Here is a 25,484-nt window from a genome sequence, read left to right as displayed (position 1 = left end):
CGAGCCTAGGTTTTAACGCCTGACTTTGGCCAGAAAACGATCGAGTGATTTGCCAAAAGCCTGCCGGTCGGCCTGGCTAAACGGCGCAGGGCCGCCCGCTTGCAGGCCGGTGCTGCGCAGCTCTTCCATAAAATCGCGCATATTCAGCCGCTCGCGGATATTTTCGGCGCTATAAAACTCGCCGCGCGGATTCAGCGCCGCGACGCCTTTTTCCACCGTGCGCGCCGCCAGTGGAATATCGGCGGTAATCACCAGATCACCGGGCTGCGCCTGTTCGACAATCCAGTGATCAGCCTCGTCAAAGCCGTGCGACACCTGCACCGCGCGGATGACTTTGGACGGCGGCACGCGCAGCAATTGATTGGCAACCAGCACAGTCGGCAGCTGCAAACGTTCGGCAGCGCGAAACAGGATTTCCTTGATCACCACCGGGCAAGCATCGGCATCGACCCAAATGTGCGGGCTACGGGTATTACCCTGCAGCTCAGTACTAGATTGTTCTACAGGCATATACCCTTATTTCCTTTCTGCCAGTTTCTTGCGAATCAGCGGCAGCGCGGCCAGCGCGGCTTTTTCGCCTTCGACGATGGCTACGTTTTTCTGGTCGAAATCGGCGGCGCCGATTTTGCCGACTTTGGGCGTGATCACTATATCGGCGCGCGCCAGCTCCTGTTCGCCGAGTTTCTGCCCCATGATGACAATCGCCTGATTCATCATGCCCAGCGTGCTGGTTGATGATTTGCCGCTGGCCTTGGCCGAAATATCCACTGCAATCACAAAGTTCGCGCCGAGCTCGCGCGCGGCCTCGACCGGCACCGGGCTGACGACGCCACCATCGACGTATTTATGCTTGCCTATCACCGTGGGCATGAAAATGCCCGGAATGCTGCTTGAGGCACGCACGGCCTGGCCGACGTTGCCCCGGCTGAAAACAATGCGATTGCCATTGTCCAGATCGGTCGCGACTGCGGCGAAGGGTTTGGCGAGCTTCTCGAAAGGCTTGTTGCCGATTTGCGCGTTGACGTAGTCTTGCAGCTTCTGGCCTTTGACGAGGCCGCCGCCGAGCAGATTGACGTCGCGAATCTGGCCTTCGTCGAGCGCTACGGCGCGTTCCTGCAACGCAAAAGCGTCCATGCCGCTGGCGTACAGGCTGCCAACAACGCTGCCCGCGCTGGTGCCGGTGACGACGTCTACCTTGATGCCGTTGGCTTCGAGCATTTTGATGACGCCGATGTGCGCAAAACCTTTGGCTGCGCCGCCGCCGAGCGCCAGACCAATTCGCGCTGGTGCTGGCGTTTTAACGGGTGCCGCCGGTGCGCTGGGGTTGGTGTTGCAGGCGGTGAGAATGACGGCGCAAAGCGCTAGCGCTGCGCGGCGTGAAGTGGTGATTTTCATGTGGATGCTACCCGTTCAAATTAGGTCGAGTGTTCAATTGGGTCGAGTGATTCAACAAAAGCGGTTTGTCCATCGCAACGCCATTTCACATCGTAGCGATAGAGCCGCACGCCATACAGGCGGTATACGTCGCTAGCATAGGCTGGCCTTGGGTCTTGAGCCAATACCTCGCTGATTAACTCGCGCAGATTGGCTTCGGACGCGGCGGCGATTTGCTGGTTTGCTGCGGCGGAAAACTCAACCGCCAGTTGCGGCGGCGCACCCGAGACAAAACCGCTGCGTACGTCGGGCTGGCTTTCGAGACTTCCTAGACTTTCCGCGAACGGTATATACGGTTTGATGTCGATAATCGGCGTGCCATCAACGAGATCAACGCCGCCAAAACGCAGCGTCACGCCATCGCGGGTATCCACGTCGAGCAGCTCGACCAGCGACAGACCGAGCGAATTGGGGCGAAACGGGCTGCGGCTGGCAAACACGCCGACTTTGGCATTGCCGCCCAGACGCGGCGGGCGCACGGTGGGCGACCACTGACCGGCGACTTCGTGGAAAACAAACTGCAGCCAGACGTGCGAGAAATCAGCCAGCCCACGCACGCATTCGGCGCGATTGTAGGGCGGCAAGAGTTGCAGCGTGCCAATCGCGTGCGGCGCAAGGCGCGGCTGGCGCGGAATGCCAAATTTGTCGGCAAATGGCGTGGCGAGATGGCCTAGCGGCTTGATTTGATAAGTAGTGGCTTTCACGCTGTGCATTGTGCCCAATCTGCCCCGATTGATACAGAGCCGACTGGCGCACAAACACGGTAATTATGTTACAGACTGTGCCACCAGATTGCGCCGATCACCAGCGGCGACACCCAGGCACACACCACACGGAAAGCGGGCAGAATGCGTGCTGAGCCTTCCAGATGCAGATCCTGATGCATTCGCGGCCAGATGGCCCAGCCGACAAAGAGCGCCGACAGCAAACCACCCGCTGGCAGCATGATGTTGCTGCTGGCGTAATCCATCAGATCAAAAGCATTTTTGCCAAAGAACAGCACATCTTTCATTGCGCCAAACGACAGCGCCGCCGGAATACTAAAGACCCAGACGCTGGCACTGGCAAGCCAGGTCGCAGGTTTGCGCTCGAAATGAAATTCATCCATCAGAAACGCCACCAGCGGCTCCAGAATCGAGACCGATGAAGTGAGCGCGGCAAAAATCAGCAGCAAAAAGAAGGCAATTGCAAACAGTTGGCCAAACGGCATCTGCGCGAAAATCGCCGGCATGGTGATAAAGGTCAGGCCGGGGCCGGCGCTGGGGTCAACATTAAAGGCAAACACGGCTGGCAGCACGAGCAGCCCGGCCAACAGGCAAGCGAGCGTGCCCAGCAGCGTAATCCAGACCGACGTTTTGGCCAGATTGGTATCGGGCGCCACGTAGGAGCCATAGGCGATCAGCAAGCCCATGCCGACCGAGAGCGAAAACAGCGCCAGACCCATGGCGTCCAGAATCATCGGTGCGTTGACTTGCGAAAAATCAGGCGTCAGGAAGTAGTTCACGCCCGCCATTGCGCCCGGTAGTGTGAGCGAGCGGCCGATCAAGAGGATGAGCAAGCCAAACAGTAGCGGCATCAAGACCTTGCTCCAGCGCTCGATCCCTTGTTGCACTCCGCCCAGTACCACCAGCATGGTTACGCCCAGAAATAGCGTGGTGTAGAGAATGGCCAGACTGGGGTTGGCGATAAACTGGCTGAAAATATTCCCCAGCTCGGTCACATTGCTGGTAATCGCCGCGCCCGTGATTGATTGGTACAGATAGGCAAAAGTCCAGCCGCCAACGACCGAGTAAAATGACAGAATCACAAATGAGCACAGCACCGATAGCCGCCCGGCCCACGGCCACAGGCCGCCTTTCAGATTGCGATACGCGGTGGTGGCCGATTTTTGCGCCGCACGGCCAATGGCCATTTCAGCCAGCAGCATGCCGATACCGACGGTAAAAACGCAGGCCAGATACACCACCAGAAAAGCGCCGCCGCCATTTTTGCCGGCCATATACGGAAATTTCCAGATGGCACCCAGCCCGACGGCCGAGCCTGCGGTAGCCAAGATAAAGCCCAGTTTCGAGCCCCAGTTTGCGCGTGACATATTGATTTACCTGAATGAATAAAACGCGGTCTGTACCGTTGCTGGCGATGCCATATGGGGTACAGCAAAGCGTTGCAGTATGCCTTTGCTCACTGGTTTGCTCTATTGTGGCAAGCCCGCATAGTGCGCCAGCCTAGGGCAAAGCGCGGCTGGGCAGACTCGGCGTGGTGTGCGGCCTGTCCGCCGTGGCTGCGATTTCAGTTGCTGCCCTTAAATCGTCATCGCGCATCAGTTACAATGCGCTTTTGCTGCATTTTTCAGATTTCGTTTGGAGCCATCATGCCCGTAAATATCGCCCCGCTGGACCCTGCTGCTCTGTTGCCCGTTGCCGGCGTTGAAATTGGGATTGCCTCGGCAGGCATCAAAAAGGTGGGTCGCAAAGACACGACCTTATTCCGCATTGCGCCAGGCTCGCGCGTGGCGGGCGTGTTTACGCTGAATCGCTTTTGCGCTGCGCCGGTACGGCTCTGTCAAGAATACCTGCAGCAGTATCTGTCTACAGGCCAATCAATTCGTGCTCTGGTGATCAATACCGGCAATGCCAATGCCGGTACCGGCGTCGATGGCATGCAGCGCGCGCAAGCGATTTGCGCTGCAACAGCCGAGCAATTGGGCATTGAGGCTAATCAGGTGCTGCCATTCTCGACTGGCGTGATTTTGGAGCCGCTGCCAGCCGACAAGATTATTGCCGCACTGCCTGCCGCGAAAGCCGATTTCTCGGCGAGCAATTGGGCCCAAGCCGCCAGCAGTATTATGACCACCGACATCGTGCCTAAAGCATCGAGTACCCAAGTGCAAATCGGCGGCAAAACCGTGACGATTACCGGTATCGCCAAAGGCTCGGGCATGATCCACCCGAATATGGCGACGATGCTAGGCTATGTGGCCACCGACGCGGCCATTAGCCAGCCTTTGCTGCAGCAAATGCTCAAATATGCCGCCGATCACTCGTTCAACAGCATCACCGTTGATGGTGACACCAGCACCAATGACAGTTTTATCCTGATCGCTACCGGTCAGGCGGGCAACGACGAAATCGTCGATGCCAGTAGCGCTGACTACGCCGCGCTGCAAGCGGCGGTGTTGCAAGTGTCGCAGTTCCTTGCGCAAGCGATTGTGCGCGATGGCGAAGGCGCGACCAAGTTCATCACGATCAATGTCGAAGGCGGCGCAAGCTATGAGGAATGTAAAGCGGTCGGCTACGCAATTGGTCGCTCGCCACTGGTGAAAACGGCGTTCTTCGCGTCGGACCCTAATCTGGGCCGGATTCTGGCGGCGATTGGCTACGCGGGGATTAATGATCTTAACGTTGATAACATTGAAGTACGTCTGGATGACGTGCTGGTGGCGATCAACGGCGGGCGTAACCCGGAGTATCGCGAAGAGCAGGGCCAGGCAGTGATGAACAAGGCCGAGATCGCGATCAATATCAAGCTCAATCGTGGCGAGCATCAAGCCACGGTGTGGAGCTGCGATTTCTCATACGACTACGTGAAAATCAACGCCGAATACCGCAGCTAATCGGTTTTTCGGCTTGTGCTTGAGCCAAATGGTATTTAAATTGGCCGGGAAATGAAATAGGGCGATATTACTTCTTATGGGTATATCGCCCTGATTTTTATCCAGATTGGCTTTGTGGGCTATACCCCGCTATATAGGCAATGGTGTATTGGCTTGCCCAAGTGGGCTGACCTATAGTGAACATCACCCGACCCAGAGTGATTGTGCATGAATCAGCCCGCCATCACCGCGCCCCTGCAAGCGGCGCTCGATAAAATCATCAAACAATGCAATGCTGACCGCTACGAAGCGTTTGGCCACTGTGAAGCCGCCTTTGCTATGGCGCGCGCCGCGCACGACGATGCTGCGTTTATTGCCATTGCCATCCAGTATGGTCTGGTGATCGATCAGCATGGCTATCCCGACTCCAGCATCAATATCCTGTACGAAGCGCTGCAGCTGGCGCAAAGCTACCACCAGTTTCAGGACGAAGCGCGCCTGCTCAATGTGATTGGGCGGGCAGTTTACACCCGCGCTGAATACCGCCGTGCCATGCAGGCGTGGGCGCATTGTCTGGAAGTGGCTACGCTGGCTGAAGATCAGGTGTGCTGGGTGTGGGCCAAAGTGGGGATTGCGCAGATTTATGACGCGCTGGAAGACAATGCCACTGCAGCCATCCTGCTGCGTCAGGCCGAGGATAAAGCCCGCCTGATCGATGATCAAACGCTGTTGATGAATATCCTGCTCAATCTGGGCGTGAATTTGCTGCGGATCGGCCAGCGTCAGGAGGCGCTGCAGGTTTATCAGGAATCTTTACAACTGGCCGAGCAGCTTGATCACGCCGACGATATTGGCGAGATTTACTTCCGCATTGCCGAGGCGTATCTGGAGCTGGGCGAACTGCCGCATAGCAAGGCCAATCTGGCGCAAGCGCTGAGCATTTGCCAGCAGGCACATCATATGTGGGCGCTGGCCAATATTTATGGCGTTCGCGCCCGTATTGCCGAGCATGAAGGTCATCTGCAAGCCGCACTGGATGAAGTGCAAACCGGGATTGATTTTGCCAGCGCATCGGGCTCGGCGCATATCCAGATGCGGCTATTGATGCAACAGGCTGAGCTGGCCGAATCGGTCAATGATGCCTCACTGGCCTTGCGGGCTTTTAGGCAGGCTAATCAGTTGCGCGAAAAAATCAGCCCGCATGATCATCAGCAACAATTGGCCGAGCTGGAAGATCTGGCTGGTTTGCGCCCCAGCTCCGGGCGCATTTTGCTTGAGCTGGCCAATAATGGCCGTCTTGAGCATTGTGATCTGGACGAGCTGGCCCTGCTGCTGTGCCAGACCAGTACGCAAATTATCAAGGGCGTCGGTGCGAGCTATTGGGAATACATGACCGATTTTCAGTCGTTCCGGCAGGTTTACCCGCATAAAACCGAATCATTGCAGCAATTTGGCCCCGGATTACTCAAAAGCTTGCGGCTGGGCGAGGTGACCGTGGCGCACAATTCCCAGCATCACCAGCACACCTGGGATATGTACGAAAAACTGTTTCAACCGGGCAAGGTGGGCGCAGTCGTGATAAGCCCGTTGCGTTTGAATGAAAGTCTGTATGGCGTGCTGATGGTCGAGCAAAGCGGCAGTACCAAAAACTGGAGTGCCGATGAGGTGCAATATATCAACCAGCTCACCATTATTGGCACGCGCGCGCTGGCCAATATCGAGCGGCAGATTTTCCAGGCCGATATTGCCCGGCTGAACGCCAAACTGCAGCAAAATAATACCGAGCTTGAGGCCCGAGTGGTCGAGCGTACGATCGAGCTGCAAAAAGCCATGGCGCATTTGATCGAGTCGGAAAAACTCGCCTCGCTGGGAAATCTGGTGGCCGGTTTTGCCCACGAGCTCAATACGCCGCTGGGCAATACGCTGACTGCAGCCAGCACGCTGCTCGATAAGAATCACGAAATACTCGACAAAATCAGCGATGGGCAAATGAAAAAGACCCTGTTGCTGCAGTATCTGGACGATACCAGCATGATTGCCGAGCTGGTCGAGCGCAATGCGCGCAGGGCGAGCAATCTGATTTCCAATTTAAAGCAGGTGGCCGTCGATACTGCGTCCAACAAGCGTCGCCGCTTTGATCTGCAGCAGATCATCGCCGAAACCATTGCCGCGAATGCGATGAATCTGCACAAAACAGCAGTGCAGATTGTGAACCGGGTACCGGCAGGGCTGGTGCTGCACAGCTACCCCGGTTCTCTGGAGCAGGTGATCGGCAATTTTATTAACAATTCGCTGATTCATGGCTTTGCCGCACATGCCGCCGGGGAAATTGTAATCGCAGCGCGGGTGGCCAACGAGGCGCAAATCGAATTGAGCTATCAGGACAATGGTTGCGGTATTCCCGATGCGATGAAAAAGCGTGTGTTCGATCCTTTTTTTACTACCCGCTTTGGCCAGGGCGGCAGTGGTCTGGGTTTGTATCTGGTGTATTCGCTGGTTAATGGCACGCTGGGCGGCTCGCTTGAGCTGCGCGATGCCCCTGAGGGCGGGGCATTGTTTGTCTTGATGCTGCCGATTGAAGCGCCTGTAGAGCAGCAAGAGCCGATTAATCTGTTGCGCCATTAAAGCCGGGATACGGGTGACAGCAACAGGTAGATGATGACAGTAAATAAAAACGGGGCTTTCGCCCCGTTGCTGTTTAGTCATTCAATCCTAGCTGGCCGTAGCTACCGAAATGGTTCAGCGATTTCCAGTGCGAGATTTCTCGCGTCATCGTGATCCAGTTTACTAGGTGCTTTAAAGGCCCGGAACAAGTTCATCAACGCATCGTTGACCGTACTCGCTAAGCCTTCCATGAAGTTAAATCGCATGGCGAACTCCTTGAAGGTTTCACGAGGGTCTGTTGGTGCTTGGTTTGCGACCGCGCTGGCGTGGGTTTCGCGGCAAATCAAGGCATTTCGTGTGACTTATAGCTCGCTATACGAACACGGAATAACGCGGAGTTGCCGCGAAATTCACCCAGCCCTGCGGGTTTGGCTGCTTTTGGCCTGATCCGGCGTTACAAATCCCTTGCGTAGAATAACTATGCTACGGGATTTGTGCGCAGGCCAAGCTCAAACGCGATTCGTAAACCAAGCTCCAACAGACCCTGCTACGTCGCTGATTTTGCTGACAGGTGCGACTGCTAAATCAGCCGCTCGTTGCAGGAGTGTCGTCTCCTGCCTCGCCGGCACATTGGTGCCAGCCTGTTTGCACAACCGTACGTGTTGCCCTAACCCCATGTTAGAGCAACGATTTACTCTAGCACTGGGTCTGGCGAATCGGCAAATGATTTCATCGGCGCTATTGAAATGGCTAGCTGGTGAATATTGACTGTGCCGCAGTACTTACCGCCCTGCGGGGGATTTTTCTGCGGCGATCAGGTAAAATTGGCCAATTCCCAAGTAAAAACAAGACACTTCCATGTGGAAACCCAATACCACCGTTGCCGCCGTGATCGAGCGTGACGGACGCTTTCTGATTGTTGAAGAACGCATTCAAGGCCAGCTCAAACTCAATCAGCCCGCAGGTCACGTCGATGCCAATGAATCGATTGTCGCTGCTTGTCGGCGCGAAACGCTGGAAGAAACCGCGTATCAGTTTGAGCCCCGCGCCTTGGTCGGTATTTATCAGTGGACCGTGCCGGGTACGGATCTGACCTATCTGCGCTATGCCTTTTGTGGCGAGCTGGGCGAGCATGATGCGGCACGTCAATTGGGTTTGGCCGATGAAGGGATTGAAGCGGCGGTGTGGTTGACGCGTGACGAGTTGATTGTACGAAGCGAACAGCACCGCAGCCCCTTGCTGCTGGCGTGTATTGATGATTATTTGGCGGGTCGGCGGTATCCGCTGGATATCATCCGTGATTTTGATGGAAACACTGATTTGAATGGAAAGCAGTCATGAGCAGCAAAATTGTAGTAGGTCTTTCTGGCGGCGTCGATTCATCGGTGACTGCGCACTTGCTCAAAGCACAGGGCTATGAAGTGCATGGCGTTTTCATGCAGAACTGGGAAGACGACAATAACGACGAATATTGCTCGATCAAGGAAGACAGCATGGACGCGATTGCAGTCGCGGATTTGCTGGGTATCGATATCGAGCTGGTCAATTTTGCTGCGGAGTACAAGGACCGCGTATTCAGCCATTTCCTGACCGAATATTCAGCCGGGCGCACGCCGAATCCCGATATTCTGTGCAATAGCGAAATCAAATTCAAATCGTTTCTCCAATACGCGATCAAGCTCGGTGGCGTCAAGCTCGCGACTGGGCACTATGCGAAAACCAGATTAAGGGAAGACGGCCGTACCGAAATGCTGCGCGCTGCGGATCAGAGCAAAGATCAGACTTATTTCCTCTATCGCCTCAGCCAAGAGCAAATCTCGCACGCGGTGTTCCCGCTCGGTGATTTACTGAAGTCCGAAGTGCGCGTGATTGCCGAGCAGATTGATCTGCCGAACGCGAAGAAAAAAGATTCGACCGGTATCTGCTTTATCGGCGAGCGCCCGTTCCGCGAGTTTCTCAATCGCTATCTGCCGAAAAAACCCGGCGCGATGGTGACGCCTGAAGGCAGGGTGATGGGCGAGCATCAAGGCTTGATGTATTACACGCTCGGCCAGCGCCAAGGGCTGGGCATCGGCGGCACCAAAGGCAGCGCCGAGCCGTGGTTTGTCGCCGGCAAGAATATGGAGCGCAACGAGCTGATCGTCGTGCAAGGCCATGATCATCCCTTGCTGCTCAATCCGGTGCTGGTCGCCAAAGATTGCTCATGGATTCTGGGCGAAACACCGCTTGAGGGGCGCTATACCGCCAAAACGCGCTACCGCCAGCAGGATAGCGCCTGCACGCTCACTCATATTGAAGGTGGTGTGCAACTGGTGTTCGACGAGCCGCAATGGGCGGTGACGCCGGGGCAATCAATGGTGTTATACAAGGATGAAGTTTGCCTGGGTGGCGGGATTATTCAGTAAGTTTGTAGAGGTATAGCCCTGTAGCGCTTTTTGATATTGCGCTGCAGGGCTATACCCTTGGTGGATTATGCGCTAAGCAAGCTAGCGTCGATTTTGATGACGACTTTTTTGATCGTGCACGATTGCGTTACGCTGCGACAGGGTTTGTGCAGCTCGCCCGGGAAGAAAATGGCAAACATGCCAGCGCTTAAATGCAAGCGCGATTCACCTTCGATCGGGTGAACAAAAGCAATATCGCGCTCGGCCAATTGGTCTTTCATCAGATCGGGCGTGTGCGGCGCGATGTGATAGCCCATGATTTCCTCGCCTTCCAGCACATATTGAATATCCAGATAGCGCTGGTGAAACTCGGGCAATCCGGTTTCCCAAGGCTGGGTTTGCGGGGTTTGTACAATGGCGATCATCTGCTCGCCATCCAGCGGATAGCGGCCGGGCTCCATCTGGCTAAAGTCAGTGCTACGCAAATAGTCCAGCGCAGTTTCAATGATGCGCGGCAAGGGCGCTTGCGGGTGGTGCAGATGGCTAAGGTACATGGTGAGCTTGGGCTTGGTGACGAAGGACAAATTGTTTGAATTCTGCGGCCGGAATGGCGGGTGACCAGTAGTAGCCCTGACCTTGGGCGCAGCCGAGTTCGATCAGCCGGTTCAGCGTGGACTGATCTTCAATCCCCTCGGCGATCAATTGCAGCTCCAGGCTGTTGGCCACCTGAATAATCGCGCTGACGATGGCTTCATCGTGCGCGTCCTCGGTCAGGCGGCGGATAAACGATTGGTCGATTTTGAGGCGCTCCACCTCAAAGTGTTTCAGATAGCTCAGATTTGAATAACCCGTACCAAAGTCGTCGATCGAGAAGCTAAGCCCCAGGCTGCGCAGGTTCTGCAGAATGATTTTCAGGTGGTCGGAGTCTTCCAGCAGCAGCGATTCGGTGAGCTCCAGCTCGACCAGCTCGGGCGGCAACTGGGTCAGTTTGAGCGCGGTAGACACCAGTTTTTCCACATCGCCACGGCGGAACTGGATGGGCGAGATATTAATCCCGACCACGATGGACCCCAGGCCTTCGTCGTACCATTCCTTGGCTTGTCGGCAGGCTTCAAACACAATCCATTCGCCCATTTCCACAATCAGGCCCGAGTTTTCGGCCACCGGGATAAATTTGCCCGGCGGCACCAGACCCAGCTCGGGGTGGCGCCAGCGCACCAGCGCCTCAGCGCCGATAATCCGGCCGCTTTTAAGGTCAAACTGCGGTTGGTAGTGCAAGGTAAATTCGGATCGCCCCAGTGCGACGCGCATTTTGGATGCCAGCTGCAGCTGCTCGGTGGCTTTGGTATTCATGCCTTCGTCGTAAAAGCGATAGCCATTACGCCCGGCAGCTTTGGCCTTGTACATCGCCATATCGGCGCGTTGCATCAACTGGTCGTAATCGGTGACATGCTGGTCGGAAATCGCAATGCCAATCGAGCAGGTAGCCGTAATGCTCAGGTGGCGCAGTGTTAGCGGTTGTGACAGGCTTTGGATGATTTTCTCGGCGATTTCTGCTGCGATGCGATCGTCGCTGATCTGGTCGAGCATAATCAGAAACTCATCACCCCCCTGGCGCGACACTGTGTCCGAGGCGCGCACACAGGAGCGCAGGCGTTCGGCCATGATGACCAGCAATTGATCGCCTTCGGCGTGCCCCAGTGAATCATTGATGGTTTTGAAATTATCCAGATCAATAAACAGCAGCGCGGTATGGCTCTGGTGACGCTGATTGAGCGCCAATGCATGGGTACAGCGGTCACGCGCCAGCACACGGTTGGGCAACCCCGTCAGCGTGTCATGCGTGGCCAGAAATTCGACTTCTTTTTGCGATTTGGAAACGCGTTCATTCTCTGAATGCAAAGCGGCCAGAGTACGGCGAAAATCCTTCATGATCAGGCCAACGCTGATGGCCACCGTGCTCATGATCAAGCTGAGATCGATCCAGAAACTCAAATCCACCGGCATGACTTTGGATACATGCCAGCCCTGGGTTTCGGCAAAAATCAGCGCGCTCAGGTGCGACATGATCAGTACAAATTGCAGTGCAAACAGCCACGGTGCGCACAGCAGGCCGGTAAAGACCAGAATGGCCGGATAGACCAGCATGGCCGGACCATACAGACCGGAGCTGGTCCAGTGTATGCTGGCGATCATCCCGGTAAGGCATAGCGAAAAAAGTATCGAGGCCGATTCGTAATGCGAGCGTCTGACGAGCAGCAGCGACAGGGAGATAACCAGAAAAGCGATCCCAAGCAGGCTGGCGTTATGCCAGTTGCCAAAAAAAGCATTCTGCGTGGCGCTGATCAGGATGGCCAACATGGCGATGCTGATAAAGTGTGCCAATCGATACTGGCGAATACGCTGAATGCTTGAGTCACTGTTAAAAAACGAGCGCAGCATGAGCAGGGTGAAGTCCTGTAAGGCGTAAGGTTTGAAGGGTAATCAAATATAGTATGAGACGGGAAGGGCGAGAAGCAGATTCGACGCAAAAGGCCGAAAGTGTCTCGGGAGGAAGCACAGCGACCCGAAGGTCGCTGTGGGATGGGGCAGATTACTTCAGTTTGGCCAGCTGTGCATTGAGCTTGGCGAGTTTATCGTCTAACTCAGCCAGTTGCGCGCGGTCTTTCTCGACCAAGTGCGCTGGCGCTTTGTCGGTGTAACCCGGTTTTTCCAGCTTGGCGACGAGCTTCTCGCGGGCGTCGGTGGTTTTGCCGATTTCTTTGCTCACGCGCGCGGTTTCCGCTGCTTTATCGACTTCAACGACCAACATCATGCGCGTCGTGCCCAAGGCGCTCGCTGCGACTGCGACTGGTGCGTCACCCGCTGGCAGGCTAGCGACGATATTCACTTCCGACAATTTGGCCAATGGCTTCAGATACGGCGCAAACTCGGCCATCTCTGGCGAGCCTTCCAAGAACATCGGCACTTTCACCGCAGGCGACAGACCCATTTCGCCGCGCAGATTACGCGCCGCAAACGCCAAGGCTTTCAGCGTTTCAACTTTAGTGTTCGCTTGGGCGTTCACTTTGCTCAAATCAGCCACTGGCCATTTCGCCGTCATCAGCGAATCGCTGTCTTTCTTGCCGGCGAGCGGCGCAACGGTTTGCCACAGCTCTTCGGTAATGAAAGGCATGATCGGATGCGCAAGGCGCAGGATGGTTTCGAGCACGCGAATCAAAGTGCGACGCGCAGCGCGCTGCTGGGTATCTGTACCAAACTGAGTAGATACCTTGGCTAGCTCGATATACCAGTCGCAGTATTCATTCCAGACGAATTCGTAGATTGCTTGTGCAGCCAAGTCGAAACGGAAAGTGTCGAGCGCTTGCGTGATCGTCGCTTCCGCTTCTTGCAGGCGGCCAATAATCCACAAATCTGGGAAGCTATATTCGAGTTCTGCGCCATCCTCTAAGCCGCAATCTTTGCCTTCGACGTTCATCATCACGAAACGCGTCGCGTTCCAGATTTTGTTGCAGAAGTTGCGATAGCCATCGCAGCGTTTCTGGTCGAAGTTGATCGAGCGGCCCAAAGACGCCAACGACGCAAACGTAAAGCGCAGCGCATCAACGCCATAGGCTGGAATGCCGTCCGGGAATTCTTTCGCCGTTTTCGCCGCCACTTTTGGCGCGTTTTCTGGGCGACGCAGACCGGTGGTGCGTTTTTCCAGCAAAGGCTCAAGCGCGATACCGTCGATCAAATCGACCGGATCAAGCACATTGCCTTCAGATTTCGACATCTTATTGCCTTCGGCATCGCGCACCAGACCGTGGATGTACACGTGTTTGAACGGTACTTTGCCGGTGAAGTGCTTGGTCATCATAATCATCCGGGCCACCCAGAAGAAAATAATGTCGTAGCCGGTCACTAGCACCGATGAAGGCAGGAAGGCTTGCAGATCCGGCGTCTCGTTCGGCCAGCCGTGGCTAGAGAATGGCACCATCGCCGAGCTAAACCACGTGTCGAGTACGTCGTTATCGCGCGTTACTGCCTTACCACCGGCTTTGGCAACGGCTTCAGCTTCGGTGCGCGCTACGTACACTTGGCCGTCTTCGTCGTACCAAGCTGGGATTTGATGGCCCCACCACAATTGGCGTGAAATACACCAATCTTGGATATTGTTCAGCCATGCGTTATAGGTGTTCACCCAGTCGCCCGGTACAAATTGCACTTCGCCGCTATGCACGGCTTCGAGCGCTTTATCGGTAATGCTTTGGCCGTTTTCGTCGGCCTTGCTCATCGCCATAAACCATTGGTCGGTCAGCAATGGCTCGATCACCGTGCCAGTACGGTCGCCACGTGGCACCATCAGTTTGTGCGGTTTGGTATCCAGCAACAAGCCTTGTGCTTCCAAGTCAGCGAGCATCGCTTTACGCGCTTGTGCGGTCGTCAAACCGGCGTAGGCGGCTGGCAATTCAACGCTGCCCAAGCTTGCGCCGTCAAAGCTGAATACTTGCGCTTTGGCGAGGATGGTTGCTTGCAAGCTCATCACATTGATCAGCTGCGTGTTATGGCGCTTACCCACTTGGTAGTCGTTAAAGTCGTGCGCTGGCGTGATTTTGACAAAACCAGTACCGAATTCTTTATCGACGTATTCGTCGGCAATCACGGGAATGGTACGGCCCGTCAGCGGTAACTCAACTTGTTTGCCAACGAGGTGCAGGAAGCGCTCGTCGTCCGGCGCAATCGCCACGGCCACGTCGCCGAGCAGCGTTTCTGGACGCGTTGTCGCGACGGTGATGAATTCATTCGAGCCGACCACTGGGTATTTGATATGCCACATATGGCCGTTTTCTTCTTCGGAAATCACTTCCAGATCAGAAATCGCGGTGCCCAGTTTGGCATCCCAGTTCGACAGGCGTTTGCCACGGTAAATCAGGCCTTCTTCATACAAGCGCACAAAAGCTTCGATGACGGCGGTCGACATTTTGTCGTCCATCGTGAAGTATTCGCGGCTCCAATCGACCGACGAGCCCATGCGGCGCATCTGGCTGGTGATCGTGTCGCCTGATTCTTTTTTCCATTCCCACACTTTTTCGAGGAAGGCGGCGCGACCCAAGTCGTGGCGCGAAACACCTTGCGCGTCGAGTTTGCGCTCAACGACGATTTGCGTCGCGATACCCGCGTGGTCAGTGCCTGGCAACCATAAAGTGTTGTCGCCGCGCATACGGTGGTAGCGCGTCAGGCCGTCCATAATCGTTTGATTGAACGCATGGCCCATGTGCAAAGTGCCGGTGACGTTCGGCGGTGGCAATTGGATACAAAAGGCCTCGCGGGCGAGGTCCATACTTGGCTGGAAATAACCCTGGCTTTCCCAGAACGGGTACCAGCGGGATTCAATATTCTGTGGCTCGAAGCTCTTGGCGAGTTCCATGGCGGCGTGCTCGAATTAAACGCGAAACCGCAGATTATACGTGAAGTGAGCGGGTGAGGAGTAAGGTGTGAGGTGCGAGGTGTATTTTCTGAATGATGTTGGGATGTATATTGATACGGACTTTATAAAATAAGTCTTTCAGGGCAATACCCTGCTATTTTTACAATCTGAACGCCTCACGCCTCACGCCTCACGCCTCACGCCTCACGCCTCACGCCTCACGCCTCACGCCTCACGCCTCACGCCTCACGCCTCACGCCTCACGCCTCACGCCTCACGCCTCACGCTTCGTGCGTCACAGCAAACCCTTGCTGCGCAATTCGTTATCAACCAGCTCGGCGATGCGCGGTGCGAGATGCGCTTCGAGATCGCGGCTGATTTCTTCGGTGAGTTTGCGCAGCGTTTCGCCGTAGAGCTGGTTCATCAGTGCGCTGAAATGCTGCTTTGTGAGCTGCTCAACTTCGCTGGCAATATCGATTGCCAATTGGGCGCCAACGATGGCGGTGATTTCGGCGACGGCATTCTGATCCAGTTCCTGACTTATTGTGGGTATTGCTTCCTGGGTGTTATTAGCTATTGCTTCTACGGCTATACCCACTGCAGTGTCGGTATCGGTGGTGGCTTGGGCTGGTACGGTATCCTGCCATTCCTCCGATAGAGCCACGCTGGCCGTCAAGGGGATTGCAGGTTGGCCGATCTCATCGCTGGCGGTTGGCCATTCAGCTTCGTCGGCGTCCAGATCAATCACGACCGGTAGCGATTCATCGTGCCGACCATACACAATCAGCTCGGCCGCGCTGTGCTCATCGCTGTGACGCAGCGTGGGGGAGGGGATGCTGTGCAGGTCTTGCGGCTCGCCAGCCCGATGATCTTGCGCATTGAACTCGTCTGTTTCTGGGGCATCGCCATCGTCGCTCAGGTGCAGATCGATATACTGCAGCTCTACATCTTCCGGATTGCTCGCTGGGTTTTCATCAACCTGCTCGTCAAGGTCTGCTTGCGGGTTTGGCTCAATCTGGGTGGTTTCAAGGTGGGCGGTCTCAAGATGGGCGGGTTCGGTGTCCAGCTCCAGGGTTGCAAGCGTCGACTCGGCTGCAACGGCGGCAACACTGCCCGTGTCATCCCTATCCGCGCTTTCTGGAGCCGCATCTTCCGGATCGGGGAGCGCGAGTGTTTGAGCTGGCGCGGCTTGCTCTGCAAGCGACTCAGCTTCGCTGGATACCGGGGCACGTGGGGCTTCGTTCACATTGCTGTTAGCGATGACCGCAGAAGCTGGCGCACTGTCTGGTTGGGCGATCGACTCGGTAGGCTCGACTTGCTCGCTGCGATTGAGGCTGAGGATGGCGTCCAGATCCAGATGCGGTACTTCCGCTGCAGCCAGGCTGGCTTCGGCCAGTGCTTGTGTGAAGTCGGTGTCGGCTGGTGTCGCTTCGGGCAAGGGCTCCAGCGGCAGCACCAGATCGCTGGCCAGAAACTGGTGTTCGCTGCTGCTAACCAGATCGCGCCGCGTCGTGCTCGGTAGCGTGGGTAGTTCGATCAGGTCCGGGTTGTGCTCCTGCTTGAGTGCTTCAAGGTCAAGCATGGGCAGGTCAAGAAAGACGGGCTCGGGTTTGGGCTTGATGCCGCCCAGCAGGGGCTTTGCCGCGCTGGGGCGTGGAATGGCTACTGGCTGCGCTGCCAAGGCTTGCTGGACAGTTGGTACTTCGTCATGGTTCTTGGCTGGCGAGGCTTGAAACGGCAGCGGGTCAATCATCAAGGCCTGTGGTTTGCGGCTGACCGCAGCCTGCTCTGGTTCCGGATGCGTAATGTCGCTATCCTGATGATCTATCCCCCATTCGAGCTCCAAACTGGCAATTTTGTCCGCCAGATTGGGCTCAACCACGTCGGTGAGCGACGGAATATCATCGACCACATCAAACAGGCTGGGTATGGTTTTGGGGGCAACTTCGGTCAGTACCGGAATGTCATCTAGGCTGGCAGCCGGGCCATTGCGGTGGCGGGCCATCAGCGCGTCCATTTTATTGAAGAGCGGGTTTACCGAGTCGTTATTCGGGGTTTGCTTCTGGTCGGCCACGATTTCAATCGCTCCTGGATGGGTTGGCTGCGACATCGCTTGGTGATGTCATATCCGTTGCGTTCGGGCTAAAGCCCAGCTGTTTATAAGCGGCCCAGCGCTGGCGGGCCGCTAGACGCAGTGCTTCGTCGCTATCCACAATTTCAATCAGGCGGCCAAATTCGCCAAAGCGCGGTGCAACGTGCTCAGTCCAGTTGAATAATACATCGCGCGCGCGCATCAGCTCGACGCGATGATCCAGAATAATCGGTGTTTGCTCGGCGATGGCTGCGTCAAAGCTGCAATGCGGCAAAAAGCCGGTAGCCGGAATTTCCCACAGCAGGCGATCAAGTACTTGCGACGCGGCGGGCGAGCCGGTCAGGATGCAGATCGATTTGCCCGCCGCGAGCGCCTTGCCCGCGAGCTGGCACAGCGCCGTTTCGCGGGAACGCACATTAAAGTAAAACGTGATGTCAGTCATGTGATGTAAGGGGCAAGGTGTGAGGTGTGAGGCGTAAAGCCTTGATTCCTCTCTCCTTGCACCTAATTCCTTACAGTGTGGCGAGGTATTGCAAGAGAAGTGGAACCGGGCGACCGGTTGCGCCTTTAGCCGCGCCCGATTTCCATGCCGTACCGGCGATGTCCAAGTGCGCCCATTTTTGCTCTTTGACAAAGCACGAGAGGAAGGCCGCAGCGGTGATTGAACCGGCTGGACGGCCACCAATATTGGCCATGTCGGCAAAATTGGATTTGAGCTGCTCCTGGTATTCGTCAAACAGCGGTAAGCGCCAAGCCTTGTCATCAGATTCTTTCGATGCGACGAGCAGCGCGTCGGCCAGATCATCGTCGTTGGCAAACAGACCGGTGGTGGTGTGGCCGAGCGCAATAATGCACGCGCCGGTCAGTGTGGCAATATCAATGATCACGGCAGGCTCGAAACGCTGCACATAGGTGAGCGCATCGCACAAGATCAGGCGGCCTTCGGCGTCGGTGTTCAGAATCTCAATCGTCTGGCCACTCATGCTGGTGACGATATCGCCCGGTTTTACCGCATTGCCTGCGGGCATGTTCTCACAAGCAGGGATAATGCCGACCAGATTGATCTTCAGATCCAGCTCGGCCACGGCACGGAAAACGCCCAGTACGGTTGCTGCGCCGCACATATCGTATTTCATCTCGTCCATGCCCTCGCCGGGCTTCAGAGAAATACCGCCTGAATCAAAGGTGATACCTTTGCCAACGAGTGCGACCGGTTTTTGTTTTTTATCGGCGTTGTGATATTCCATTACGATAAATTTGGGCGGTACAGTCGAGCCTTTGGCCACCGCAAGGAACGAGCCCATTTTCAGCGTTTCGAGTTCTTCTTGCTCCAAGACATGGCAAGAGAAATCATAGGTATGCGCCAAGTGCTGTGCCGTGGCAGCCAGATAATCCGGTGTGCAGACATTCGGTGGCAAATTGCCCAGATCGCGCGTCAGATTCATGCCGTGGCCCAGTGCCAAACCGTAAACCAGACCGGCTTCAATCTCGTCGATATCGCCTTTTTTCGGCGCGAGCAGGCTGACGAGTTCGAGTTTGGGCGCAGGTGCCGCATCCGATTTGAATTGATCAAAACGGTAAATTTCGAGCATCAGCGCGTTGACGACTTCTTGCGCGGTGGCTTTTTGATCCTGTTTTTTGTAGCCCGCTGCCGAGAGTGCAATGCATGCGGTCTGGTTCTGGCTGGCAATCAGCGCTTTGGCCAGCGCGCGTGCGCTGTCGCGAACGATTTTCTCGTTCGGCTCTTTGCCCAATTGCACCAGAATCACGCGCTTAAAGCCCAAACCCGCAGGCAATCCCAGCGCCAGAACCGACGCTGCTTTGGCGGCCAATTCGCCATCTTTGATTGCCTGACTTAAAATACCGCCAGCCACGGTATCGAGCTCTTTGCCTTGTGCGGGCAGTTTTTCACCGCAAACAGGCAATACCAGGCAGTCGGCAGACTCGGGTAAGGGGGAAACTATGGTAAATTCCATGGGGCGCTCCGGGCTCATTTTCTAAGAATGAATCGATTATTCACTTACACTTCGCCCAAGTCAAAAGACAAATCTCAGCTGGCCTGGCAAACATCGGTATCTCGCTGGCCGCGCACTGTATGAGCTGTCTGTGGCGTGCTTACATTAATTGCCCGCCTTGCGGGCAAACTTTTGGATTCCTATTTGGCAATGCTGTTTCGCAAAACCCTGATTCATGAAATGACCTGGATGGCCTTTGGCCTGTTCATAGTGTTATTGCTGATCGTCATGACCTCGCAAGTGGTACGCCTGCTTGGCGAAGCTGCGCTGGGCGCGTTGGCCAGCTCGGCTGTGTGGGCCGTGATGGGCTTTACCGCCGTGCGCTATCTGCCGCTGCTGTTTTCGCTAATGCTGTTTATTACCATTTTGTCGGTGATTACCCGGCTATGGAAAGATCACGAAATGTTTGTCTGGTTTTCGGCCGGACGCTCGATTTATGACTTTATTGGCCCGGTGCTGACGATGGGCCTGCCTGTGGTGTTGCTGATTGGCGCGCTTTCGCTGGGGGTGTCGCCCTGGGCGCAGCTCAAAGGCAAGGAATATCGCGAAGCCAGCCTGAGCAATCAGGAAGTCACCCAGGTTGCTCCCGGTGTTTTTCGTGAGTCGCGCGGCGCTGACCGGGTGTATTTCATCGAGAATTTTTCCGCCGAGCGTGGGCTGGGTGAGAATGTATTTTTGCAGATTCGCCAGAACGGCAAGATCTCGACCATTCTGGCCGATCAGGGTGGGATGGAAATCGACGAGCAGGGCGACCGCTGGATGTGGCTGAAAAATGCCACCGCGTATCAGGCCATTCCGGGTAGCCCGCAGTACGATATTCTGACCTTTGAAACGGGTAAAATCCGCATTGATGTGCCCAGCAAACCGCTGGTCAGCCCAGCCATCGAGGCGATGAAAACGCCCCAGTTGCTGGAAAACCTAAGCCCGCAAGCCTGGGCCGAGCTGCATTGGCGTATGGCTTTGCCGATTCAGGCGCTGATACTGATGCTGGCTGCCATCCCGCTGGCCTTTGCCAACCCGCGCGGCGGGCGCTCGTTCAATTTGCTATTTGCCGCTTTGCTGGCTTTCTCTTATTACAACGCGATTAACGTCTTGCAAGCATGGATTGCCACCGAAAAAATTCCCGGTCTGATCGGCATGTGGCCGCTGCATGTGCTGGCGGCGCTCCTGACGCTGCTGCTTTACCGCTGGCGCAGCAAGGTGAGGGCTTAACATGAATCGCATGGGCCGTTATGTCGTTTCTACCATCGCCTGGCATGTGCTGCTGGCCTTGCTGGTGCTGTTTGGCTTGTTTGTCTTTTTTGACTTGATCGGCGAGCTACGCGATGTGGGCAAGGGCAGCTATCAGTTCGGGCATGCGCTGGTGTATGTCTTGCTCAGCTCCCCGGCCCGCGCCTATGAATTACTGCCGGTGTCCTTGCTGATTGGCGGTATTTTTGCCTTGTCCAGCCTGGCCGATAGCTCGCAAATTACCGTGATGCGCGCTGCCGGTGTGTCTATTTTGCGCATTTGCCGCTGGCTGCTGGCTGCCGGCTTACTGTTTGGTGGTTTGACTTTTGCCATCGGCGAATATATTGCACCTTTAAGCAATGACGCGGCCACGCGCTATCAGGTGGCGGCCAAAGAGTCGGTGCTATTCGGGCGCTTTCGCTCTGGCGTATGGCTGAAAAATAATCAGGAAATTATCAATGTCTCCGCCATGCAGTCCGATTTAAGCCTGCAAGCCTTGCGGATTTATGTGCATGACAATCAGCATAAATTGCTGAAAATCATTGATGCGCAAGGTGGCCGTTATCAGGGCAACGGGATGTGGCAGCTCGAAGACGTGACACAAACGCGTTTTCTGGCCGATTCGGTGTCGGTGACGCGCGCTGGCAGTATGCCGTGGGCAACGCAGGTGGACCCGAAGATGCTGGCTGTGCTGATGATCAAGCCCAAAGATATGTCGGTGCAGGCTTTGCAGCAGTATGTTGAGCATCTGAAAGACAATAAGCAAAGTACGACGCGCTATGAACTGGCGCTGTGGGCCAAGATTTTCTATCCCTTTGCCTGTCTGGCCATGATGCTGATCGCCTTGCCCTTTGCCTTAAGCCAGCGCCGCAGCGGCAATGTCGGCATGAAAATCTTTCTCGGCATTTTGCTGGGCGTTTCGTTTAATTTTGTTAACCAGATGATGAGCCACATTGGCGAGCTTTATCAGCTGCCGCCTTTGCTGGCTGCGGCCCTGCCAACGCTGGGCTTGTCGATGCTGGCGATTTACTTTTTGTGGCGGCAGGAAAAAGGTTGAGCGTATTTCATGCGCTGTCGCTGGATGAGCGGTGATAAGTCGCTGAACACAAATTTCCGGGCACGGCGAAGCAGCTTGGCTATTTTTGATCTAGCCCAGGGTCACGCCCCACTCGCCGCTGGTACTTTATATATTCTTTGAGTTGGATGGATACCCTTGCTATGTATGTCTTGCTAACTGGCGGTGCAGGTTATATTGGATCACATACCTATATAGAATTGCTCGCAGCGGGTTTTACGCCCGTCATTTTTGATAATTTTTACAATTCAAAACCCGAAGTTCTGCACCGACTGAAAACGATTACCGGGCGCGATGTGCTGTGCATTGAAGGCGATATCCGAGATCGCGCCGCAATGGATGCCGCTTTTGCCCAGTACCCGTTTAGTGCGGTGGTGCATTTTGCCGGCTGGAAAGCGGTGGGTGAATCGGTCGCCAAGCCGCTGGAATATTACGATAACAATGTGGTGGGCACGCTGCGTCTGCTGGACGCAATGAAGGCTGCTGGCGTTAAAAACCTGGTGTTTTCATCAAGCGCGACAGTGTATGGCGACCCGCATGCGGTGCCGATTTTGGAGCATTTCCCGCTCTCGGCCACCAATCCCTACGGCCGCAGCAAATTGATGATCGAAGACATGCTGCGCGATTTGCGCGTCGCCGATCCGAGCTGGAATATCGCGCTGCTGCGCTATTTCAATCCCGTTGGCGCGCATGAAAGCGGCCTGATTGGTGAAGATCCGCAGGGTATTCCGAATAATCTGATGCCGTTTGTCACGCAAGTGGCCGTTGGCAAACGCGAAAAATTGTCGGTGTTTGGCGGCGATTATGCAACGCCGGATGGTACCGGCGTGCGCGACTATATTCACGTTGTTGATCTGGCCTTGGGGCACGTTAAGGCGCTGCAAAAACTGCAAACCAAACCGGGCAATGTCACTGTCAATCTCGGTACGGGCATCGGCTATTCGGTGCTGGATATGGTCAAAGCGTTTGAAGTGGCGTCCAATCGTGCAGTGCCGTATGAGATCGTCGCCCGCCGCGCTGGCGATATTGCCGCCTGCTACGCCGACCCGCAAGCCGCTTTCGAGCAACTGGGCTGGCGTGCCGAAAAGACCTTGCAGGATATGTGCAATGACAGCTGGCGCTGGCAAAGTGCCAACCCGAATGGCTACGGTGCTTGAGACTTATCTTTTTTCTGACTATACCTGTAAACACATAAGGTGCAGGTTGGGTCTATAGGGGTATTGCCCTGCAAGTTATGATCTACATGACTTAGAGGGCAATACCAATGATGGGTAATTGTGCGGCGCGACGCCTGGCTCAGCGAGGGGCGGCTTTATTACTGCTGCTGATGTTGCTGGTGCTGGCATGTTCGGCGTTTGCCTTATCGGCGCTACGTGGCCGTGACGCCGAATTACTGCGCCGCGAGCACAACGCCCGCATTCTGGCGCAAGCGCGTCAGGCCTTGCTGGCCTGGTCTTTAAGTCGTGATGGCACCGCCGGGCTGGGTCATTGCTCACCCACCTCATCCCCCAATGGCCGTGCCTGCTCGCCGCTTGAGCTGCCTTGCCCGGCCAATCCCAATGAAAGCGCCATCAACAGCATTGGCACGTCGATCACAAGCTGCAATAGTGCGGCCAATCCGGCTTCGCGCCAGGGCTGGCTGCCGTGGAAAACGCTGGGCATTCCCAAATTACTCGACGCCTATGGCGAGCCACTGTGGTATAGCGTGGATCGAGGTTTTGTAGTGCGCATGCAAGATACCGAGGCCCGCAAAATCAATCTGGATAGCCAGGCCAGCCTGCGGGTTTTTCAGGATGGTGTCGAGTTAACCGCCACAGGTGATGGTGCGGCGGCCATCCTCTTTGCCCCCGGCCCGGCACTGGCCGGGCAGAACAGATCGCCCCCGTATCAGGCGGCGCAATTCCTGGATGCGGCAGGTATTTATAATAATGCGCAGGCGGGCGGGCCGTATGTTGCTGCGGGATTGGCCAGTAATTTCAACGACCAATTGCTGTTGATTCGCGGGCAGGAGCTGATCGAACTGGTGCAGCCACGGCTAGGCGTGGCGATTGCCAGCCAGTTGCAAAGCCACTGGGAAGCGTTTCAAATCGCCTATCCACCAGCCCCTTCTGCGAGTCCTGTACCGAGTGCGCCGCCTGCACCAACTGCCATTCCCGAAGCGTATCCCTATCCCGCCAATATGCTGGGTGATGCCAGCTGCCGCGATAATGTGATTTACGCGGCCAATACCGGATGCCGCAGCCAGACCGACTTATGCGCAGGCATTTTGCCGCGAGCGGCGAACGATTGGACAGGGCAGGGGCGCTTTGCTACTCCGGCGATCAATCGACTTCCGGTATGGTTTCGGCAGAATATCTGGCACCGGGCAGTGTTTTACGCCGTCAAACAGGGCGCTCATTGCACGGCCGATTTTATTCTGGATAGTGTGGCTGAGCCGGATATTGACGTGCTGCTGATTCTGCCCGGTGCCAGTCAGAGTGCCAGAGCCGACAATACCCAGCTGGCTGCCAATGCCAGCCTTGATCTGGCGCTGTATCTGGAAGATGCGGCGCATCAGAACAAATGGTTGCAGCCGCAAACGCGTGAGTTTGTCACCCCTGCGTGCACCAGCAATGATCTGATGCTGGTGTGCCGGCAGGGCGTGTGTAGCGAAAGGACAAGACTATGTTAAAGCAGCGCGGGTTTTCATTGCTGGAGCTGGCCGTGGTGCTGCTGATCATCGGCATTATGCTGGCCAGCGGGCTTGGCGCATTTAGCGGGCAAATGGCCGCCCAGCGCCATCGGGAAAGCAAGCTGATGCTCGAGCGCGCCAACGAAGCCCTGCTTGGCTTTGCACTGGCCAACCATCATTTGCCATGCCCGGCAGACCCGGCCCTAGGCAATACCGAGGCCACTGCAGGCATGCAAGAGCGCCAGGACGCAGGCAACGCCAACGCCTATCGCTGTGTTCGCAGCTACGGCGATTTGCCATGGCGTGAGTTGGGGCTGCCCGAGCTCGATGCGTGGGGGCGACGGCTTAAATATGCCGTGGCCACCAATCCGGGCGGAGGTTCGGCCAGCTACGCAGGTGATTTTGCTGGATCCAACCCCACCGCTGGCACTGCCTGTGGTCTACCCGCCAGCAAACCCTGTTTCACACTACAAAGCGCCAGCAATCTGATCACCCTGCGCTCCGCCACCCGTCGCAATGGCGCAGCCGTGACATCCCGCATCCTCGTTAGCAACGCCGTCGCAGTGGTTTATTCCGAAGGCGAACTCGGTGCGCTAGGAACGAGCGATGAAAATGACAACCGCAACGCCGACGCTAATTACCGGGCGGATTCCCCGGATGCCGAGCTGGACGATATGGTGCTGTGGCTGCCTAGTAGCCAGTTTTTATACCAGATGACTCAAAGCCGGGTGCTACCGTGAATGGATAGTTGATTAGTAGTTACTGATAAGGGCAATGTACTGACGATAAATGTCACTCGCCCGGTATTGAGGTATCAGATGTGGAAACGTGCGCAGGGGAAACAATTGCAAAGCATGGCTGCAGATCGCCCGATTCAACTAGCAATACGGGGAATCCGCAGCGATTTTGCCCTGTTTGTGTAAGCAGGATCACACCAGAAATGGCCTGCGAGGCATAGAAAAACAAAGTTGGCACAC

General features: G+C 55.9%; 19 protein-coding genes. 9 read left to right on the top strand and 10 right to left on the bottom strand.

The features are described from left to right. Positions 1-12 precede the first annotated feature (12 nt). From FLS37_RS08605 to FLS37_RS08590, 4 genes are all read right to left on the bottom strand, one after another. Positions 13-510 (bottom strand): YaiI/YqxD family protein, encoded by a 498-nt coding sequence (locus FLS37_RS08605; RefSeq protein WP_157669479.1) that lies wholly within the window; start codon positions 508-510, stop codon positions 13-15. A 6-nt stretch (positions 511-516) separates the two neighbouring features. Continuing rightward, a complete protein-coding gene (locus tag FLS37_RS08600) occupies positions 517-1,395 on the bottom strand; it encodes a patatin-like phospholipase family protein (RefSeq protein ID WP_157669478.1) in 879 nt (292 codons plus the stop codon). Positions 1,396-1,415: 20 nt separating this feature from the next. Further along, positions 1,416-2,138 carry a tRNA (N6-threonylcarbamoyladenosine(37)-N6)-methyltransferase TrmO gene (gene tsaA / locus FLS37_RS08595; protein WP_232522549.1) on the bottom strand — a complete coding sequence of 241 codons (723 nt, stop codon included), beginning with the start codon at positions 2,136-2,138 and terminating at the stop codon, positions 1,416-1,418. A 68-nt stretch (positions 2,139-2,206) separates the two neighbouring features. Next, positions 2,207-3,526 (bottom strand): sodium-dependent transporter, encoded by a 1,320-nt coding sequence (locus FLS37_RS08590; RefSeq protein ID WP_157669476.1) that lies wholly within the window; start codon positions 3,524-3,526, stop codon positions 2,207-2,209. A 279-nt stretch (positions 3,527-3,805) separates the two neighbouring features. Between FLS37_RS08590 and argJ the strand changes: the two genes are divergently transcribed. The 4 genes from argJ (at position 3,806) to mnmA (ending at position 10,035) form a co-directional block, all read left to right on the top strand. Continuing rightward, complete coding sequence (gene argJ, locus FLS37_RS08585) at positions 3,806-5,047, top strand: bifunctional glutamate N-acetyltransferase/amino-acid acetyltransferase ArgJ (protein WP_157669475.1); 1,242 nt, start codon at positions 3,806-3,808, stop codon at positions 5,045-5,047. A 207-nt stretch (positions 5,048-5,254) separates the two neighbouring features. Next, positions 5,255-7,651 carry an ATP-binding protein gene (locus FLS37_RS08580; RefSeq protein WP_157669474.1) on the top strand — a complete coding sequence of 799 codons (2,397 nt, stop codon included), beginning with the start codon at positions 5,255-5,257 and terminating at the stop codon, positions 7,649-7,651. 837 nt (positions 7,652-8,488) lie between these two features. Continuing rightward, positions 8,489-8,971 carry an NUDIX hydrolase gene (locus tag FLS37_RS08575; protein WP_157669473.1) on the top strand — a complete coding sequence of 161 codons (483 nt, stop codon included), beginning with the start codon at positions 8,489-8,491 and terminating at the stop codon, positions 8,969-8,971. Continuing rightward, positions 8,968-10,035: a tRNA 2-thiouridine(34) synthase MnmA gene (gene mnmA, locus FLS37_RS08570; RefSeq protein WP_157669472.1), complete on the top strand. Its 1,068-nt coding sequence runs from the start codon at positions 8,968-8,970 to the stop codon at positions 10,033-10,035. Before FLS37_RS08575 ends, mnmA begins: the two co-directional genes overlap by 4 nt. A 65-nt stretch (positions 10,036-10,100) precedes the next feature. Here mnmA and FLS37_RS08565 read toward each other — a convergent pair whose 3' ends face one another. From FLS37_RS08565 to FLS37_RS08540, 6 genes are all read right to left on the bottom strand, one after another. Continuing rightward, positions 10,101-10,598, bottom strand: coding sequence for a YhcH/YjgK/YiaL family protein (locus FLS37_RS08565; protein WP_157669471.1), 498 nt, complete (start codon positions 10,596-10,598; stop codon positions 10,101-10,103). Beyond that, positions 10,558-12,456, bottom strand: coding sequence for a bifunctional diguanylate cyclase/phosphodiesterase (locus tag FLS37_RS08560; protein ID WP_157669470.1), 1,899 nt, complete (start codon positions 12,454-12,456; stop codon positions 10,558-10,560). The genes FLS37_RS08565 and FLS37_RS08560 overlap by 41 nt, the downstream gene beginning before the upstream one ends. Positions 12,457-12,607: 151 nt before the next feature. Then, positions 12,608-15,424, bottom strand: coding sequence for a valine--tRNA ligase (locus FLS37_RS08555; RefSeq protein WP_157669469.1), 2,817 nt, complete (start codon positions 15,422-15,424; stop codon positions 12,608-12,610). Between the two features lie 295 nt (positions 15,425-15,719). Beyond that, entirely contained in the window at positions 15,720-17,534 is a 1,815-nt protein-coding gene (locus FLS37_RS08550) for a hypothetical protein (protein ID WP_157669468.1), read from the bottom strand. Further along, on the bottom strand, positions 17,503-17,958 hold the full coding sequence (locus FLS37_RS08545) for a DNA polymerase III subunit chi (RefSeq protein WP_157669467.1): 456 nt from the start codon (positions 17,956-17,958) through the stop codon (positions 17,503-17,505). The genes FLS37_RS08550 and FLS37_RS08545 overlap by 32 nt, the downstream gene beginning before the upstream one ends. A 70-nt stretch (positions 17,959-18,028) precedes the next feature. Continuing rightward, positions 18,029-19,492 carry a leucyl aminopeptidase gene (locus FLS37_RS08540; RefSeq protein WP_157669466.1) on the bottom strand — a complete coding sequence of 488 codons (1,464 nt, stop codon included), beginning with the start codon at positions 19,490-19,492 and terminating at the stop codon, positions 18,029-18,031. A 189-nt stretch (positions 19,493-19,681) separates the two neighbouring features. Between FLS37_RS08540 and lptF the strand changes: the two genes are divergently transcribed. The 5 genes from lptF to FLS37_RS08515 all read left to right on the top strand — a co-directional run bounded on the left by lptF (position 19,682) and on the right by FLS37_RS08515 (position 25,247). Then, entirely contained in the window at positions 19,682-20,743 is a 1,062-nt protein-coding gene (gene lptF, locus FLS37_RS08535) for an LPS export ABC transporter permease LptF (RefSeq protein WP_232522551.1), read from the top strand. A gap of 1 nt (position 20,744) precedes the next feature. After that, complete coding sequence (gene lptG / locus FLS37_RS08530; RefSeq protein ID WP_157669464.1) at positions 20,745-21,818, top strand: LPS export ABC transporter permease LptG; 1,074 nt, start codon at positions 20,745-20,747, stop codon at positions 21,816-21,818. Between the two features lie 161 nt (positions 21,819-21,979). Next, positions 21,980-22,993 (top strand): UDP-glucose 4-epimerase GalE, encoded by a 1,014-nt coding sequence (gene galE, locus FLS37_RS08525; RefSeq protein WP_157669501.1) that lies wholly within the window; start codon positions 21,980-21,982, stop codon positions 22,991-22,993. Between the two features lie 107 nt (positions 22,994-23,100). Next, a complete protein-coding gene (locus FLS37_RS08520) occupies positions 23,101-24,507 on the top strand; it encodes a hypothetical protein (protein ID WP_157669463.1) in 1,407 nt (468 codons plus the stop codon). After that, positions 24,501-25,247 (top strand): type II secretion system protein, encoded by a 747-nt coding sequence (locus FLS37_RS08515; protein ID WP_157669462.1) that lies wholly within the window; start codon positions 24,501-24,503, stop codon positions 25,245-25,247. The genes FLS37_RS08520 and FLS37_RS08515 overlap by 7 nt, the downstream gene beginning before the upstream one ends. Positions 25,248-25,484: the final 237 nt, after the last annotated feature.

The sequence above is a fragment of the Chitinibacter sp. GC72 genome, assembly GCF_009760905.1.
Lineage (GTDB): Bacteria > Pseudomonadota > Gammaproteobacteria > Burkholderiales > Chitinibacteraceae > Chitinibacter.
This window is presented reverse-complemented; position numbering and strand designations above follow the sequence as displayed.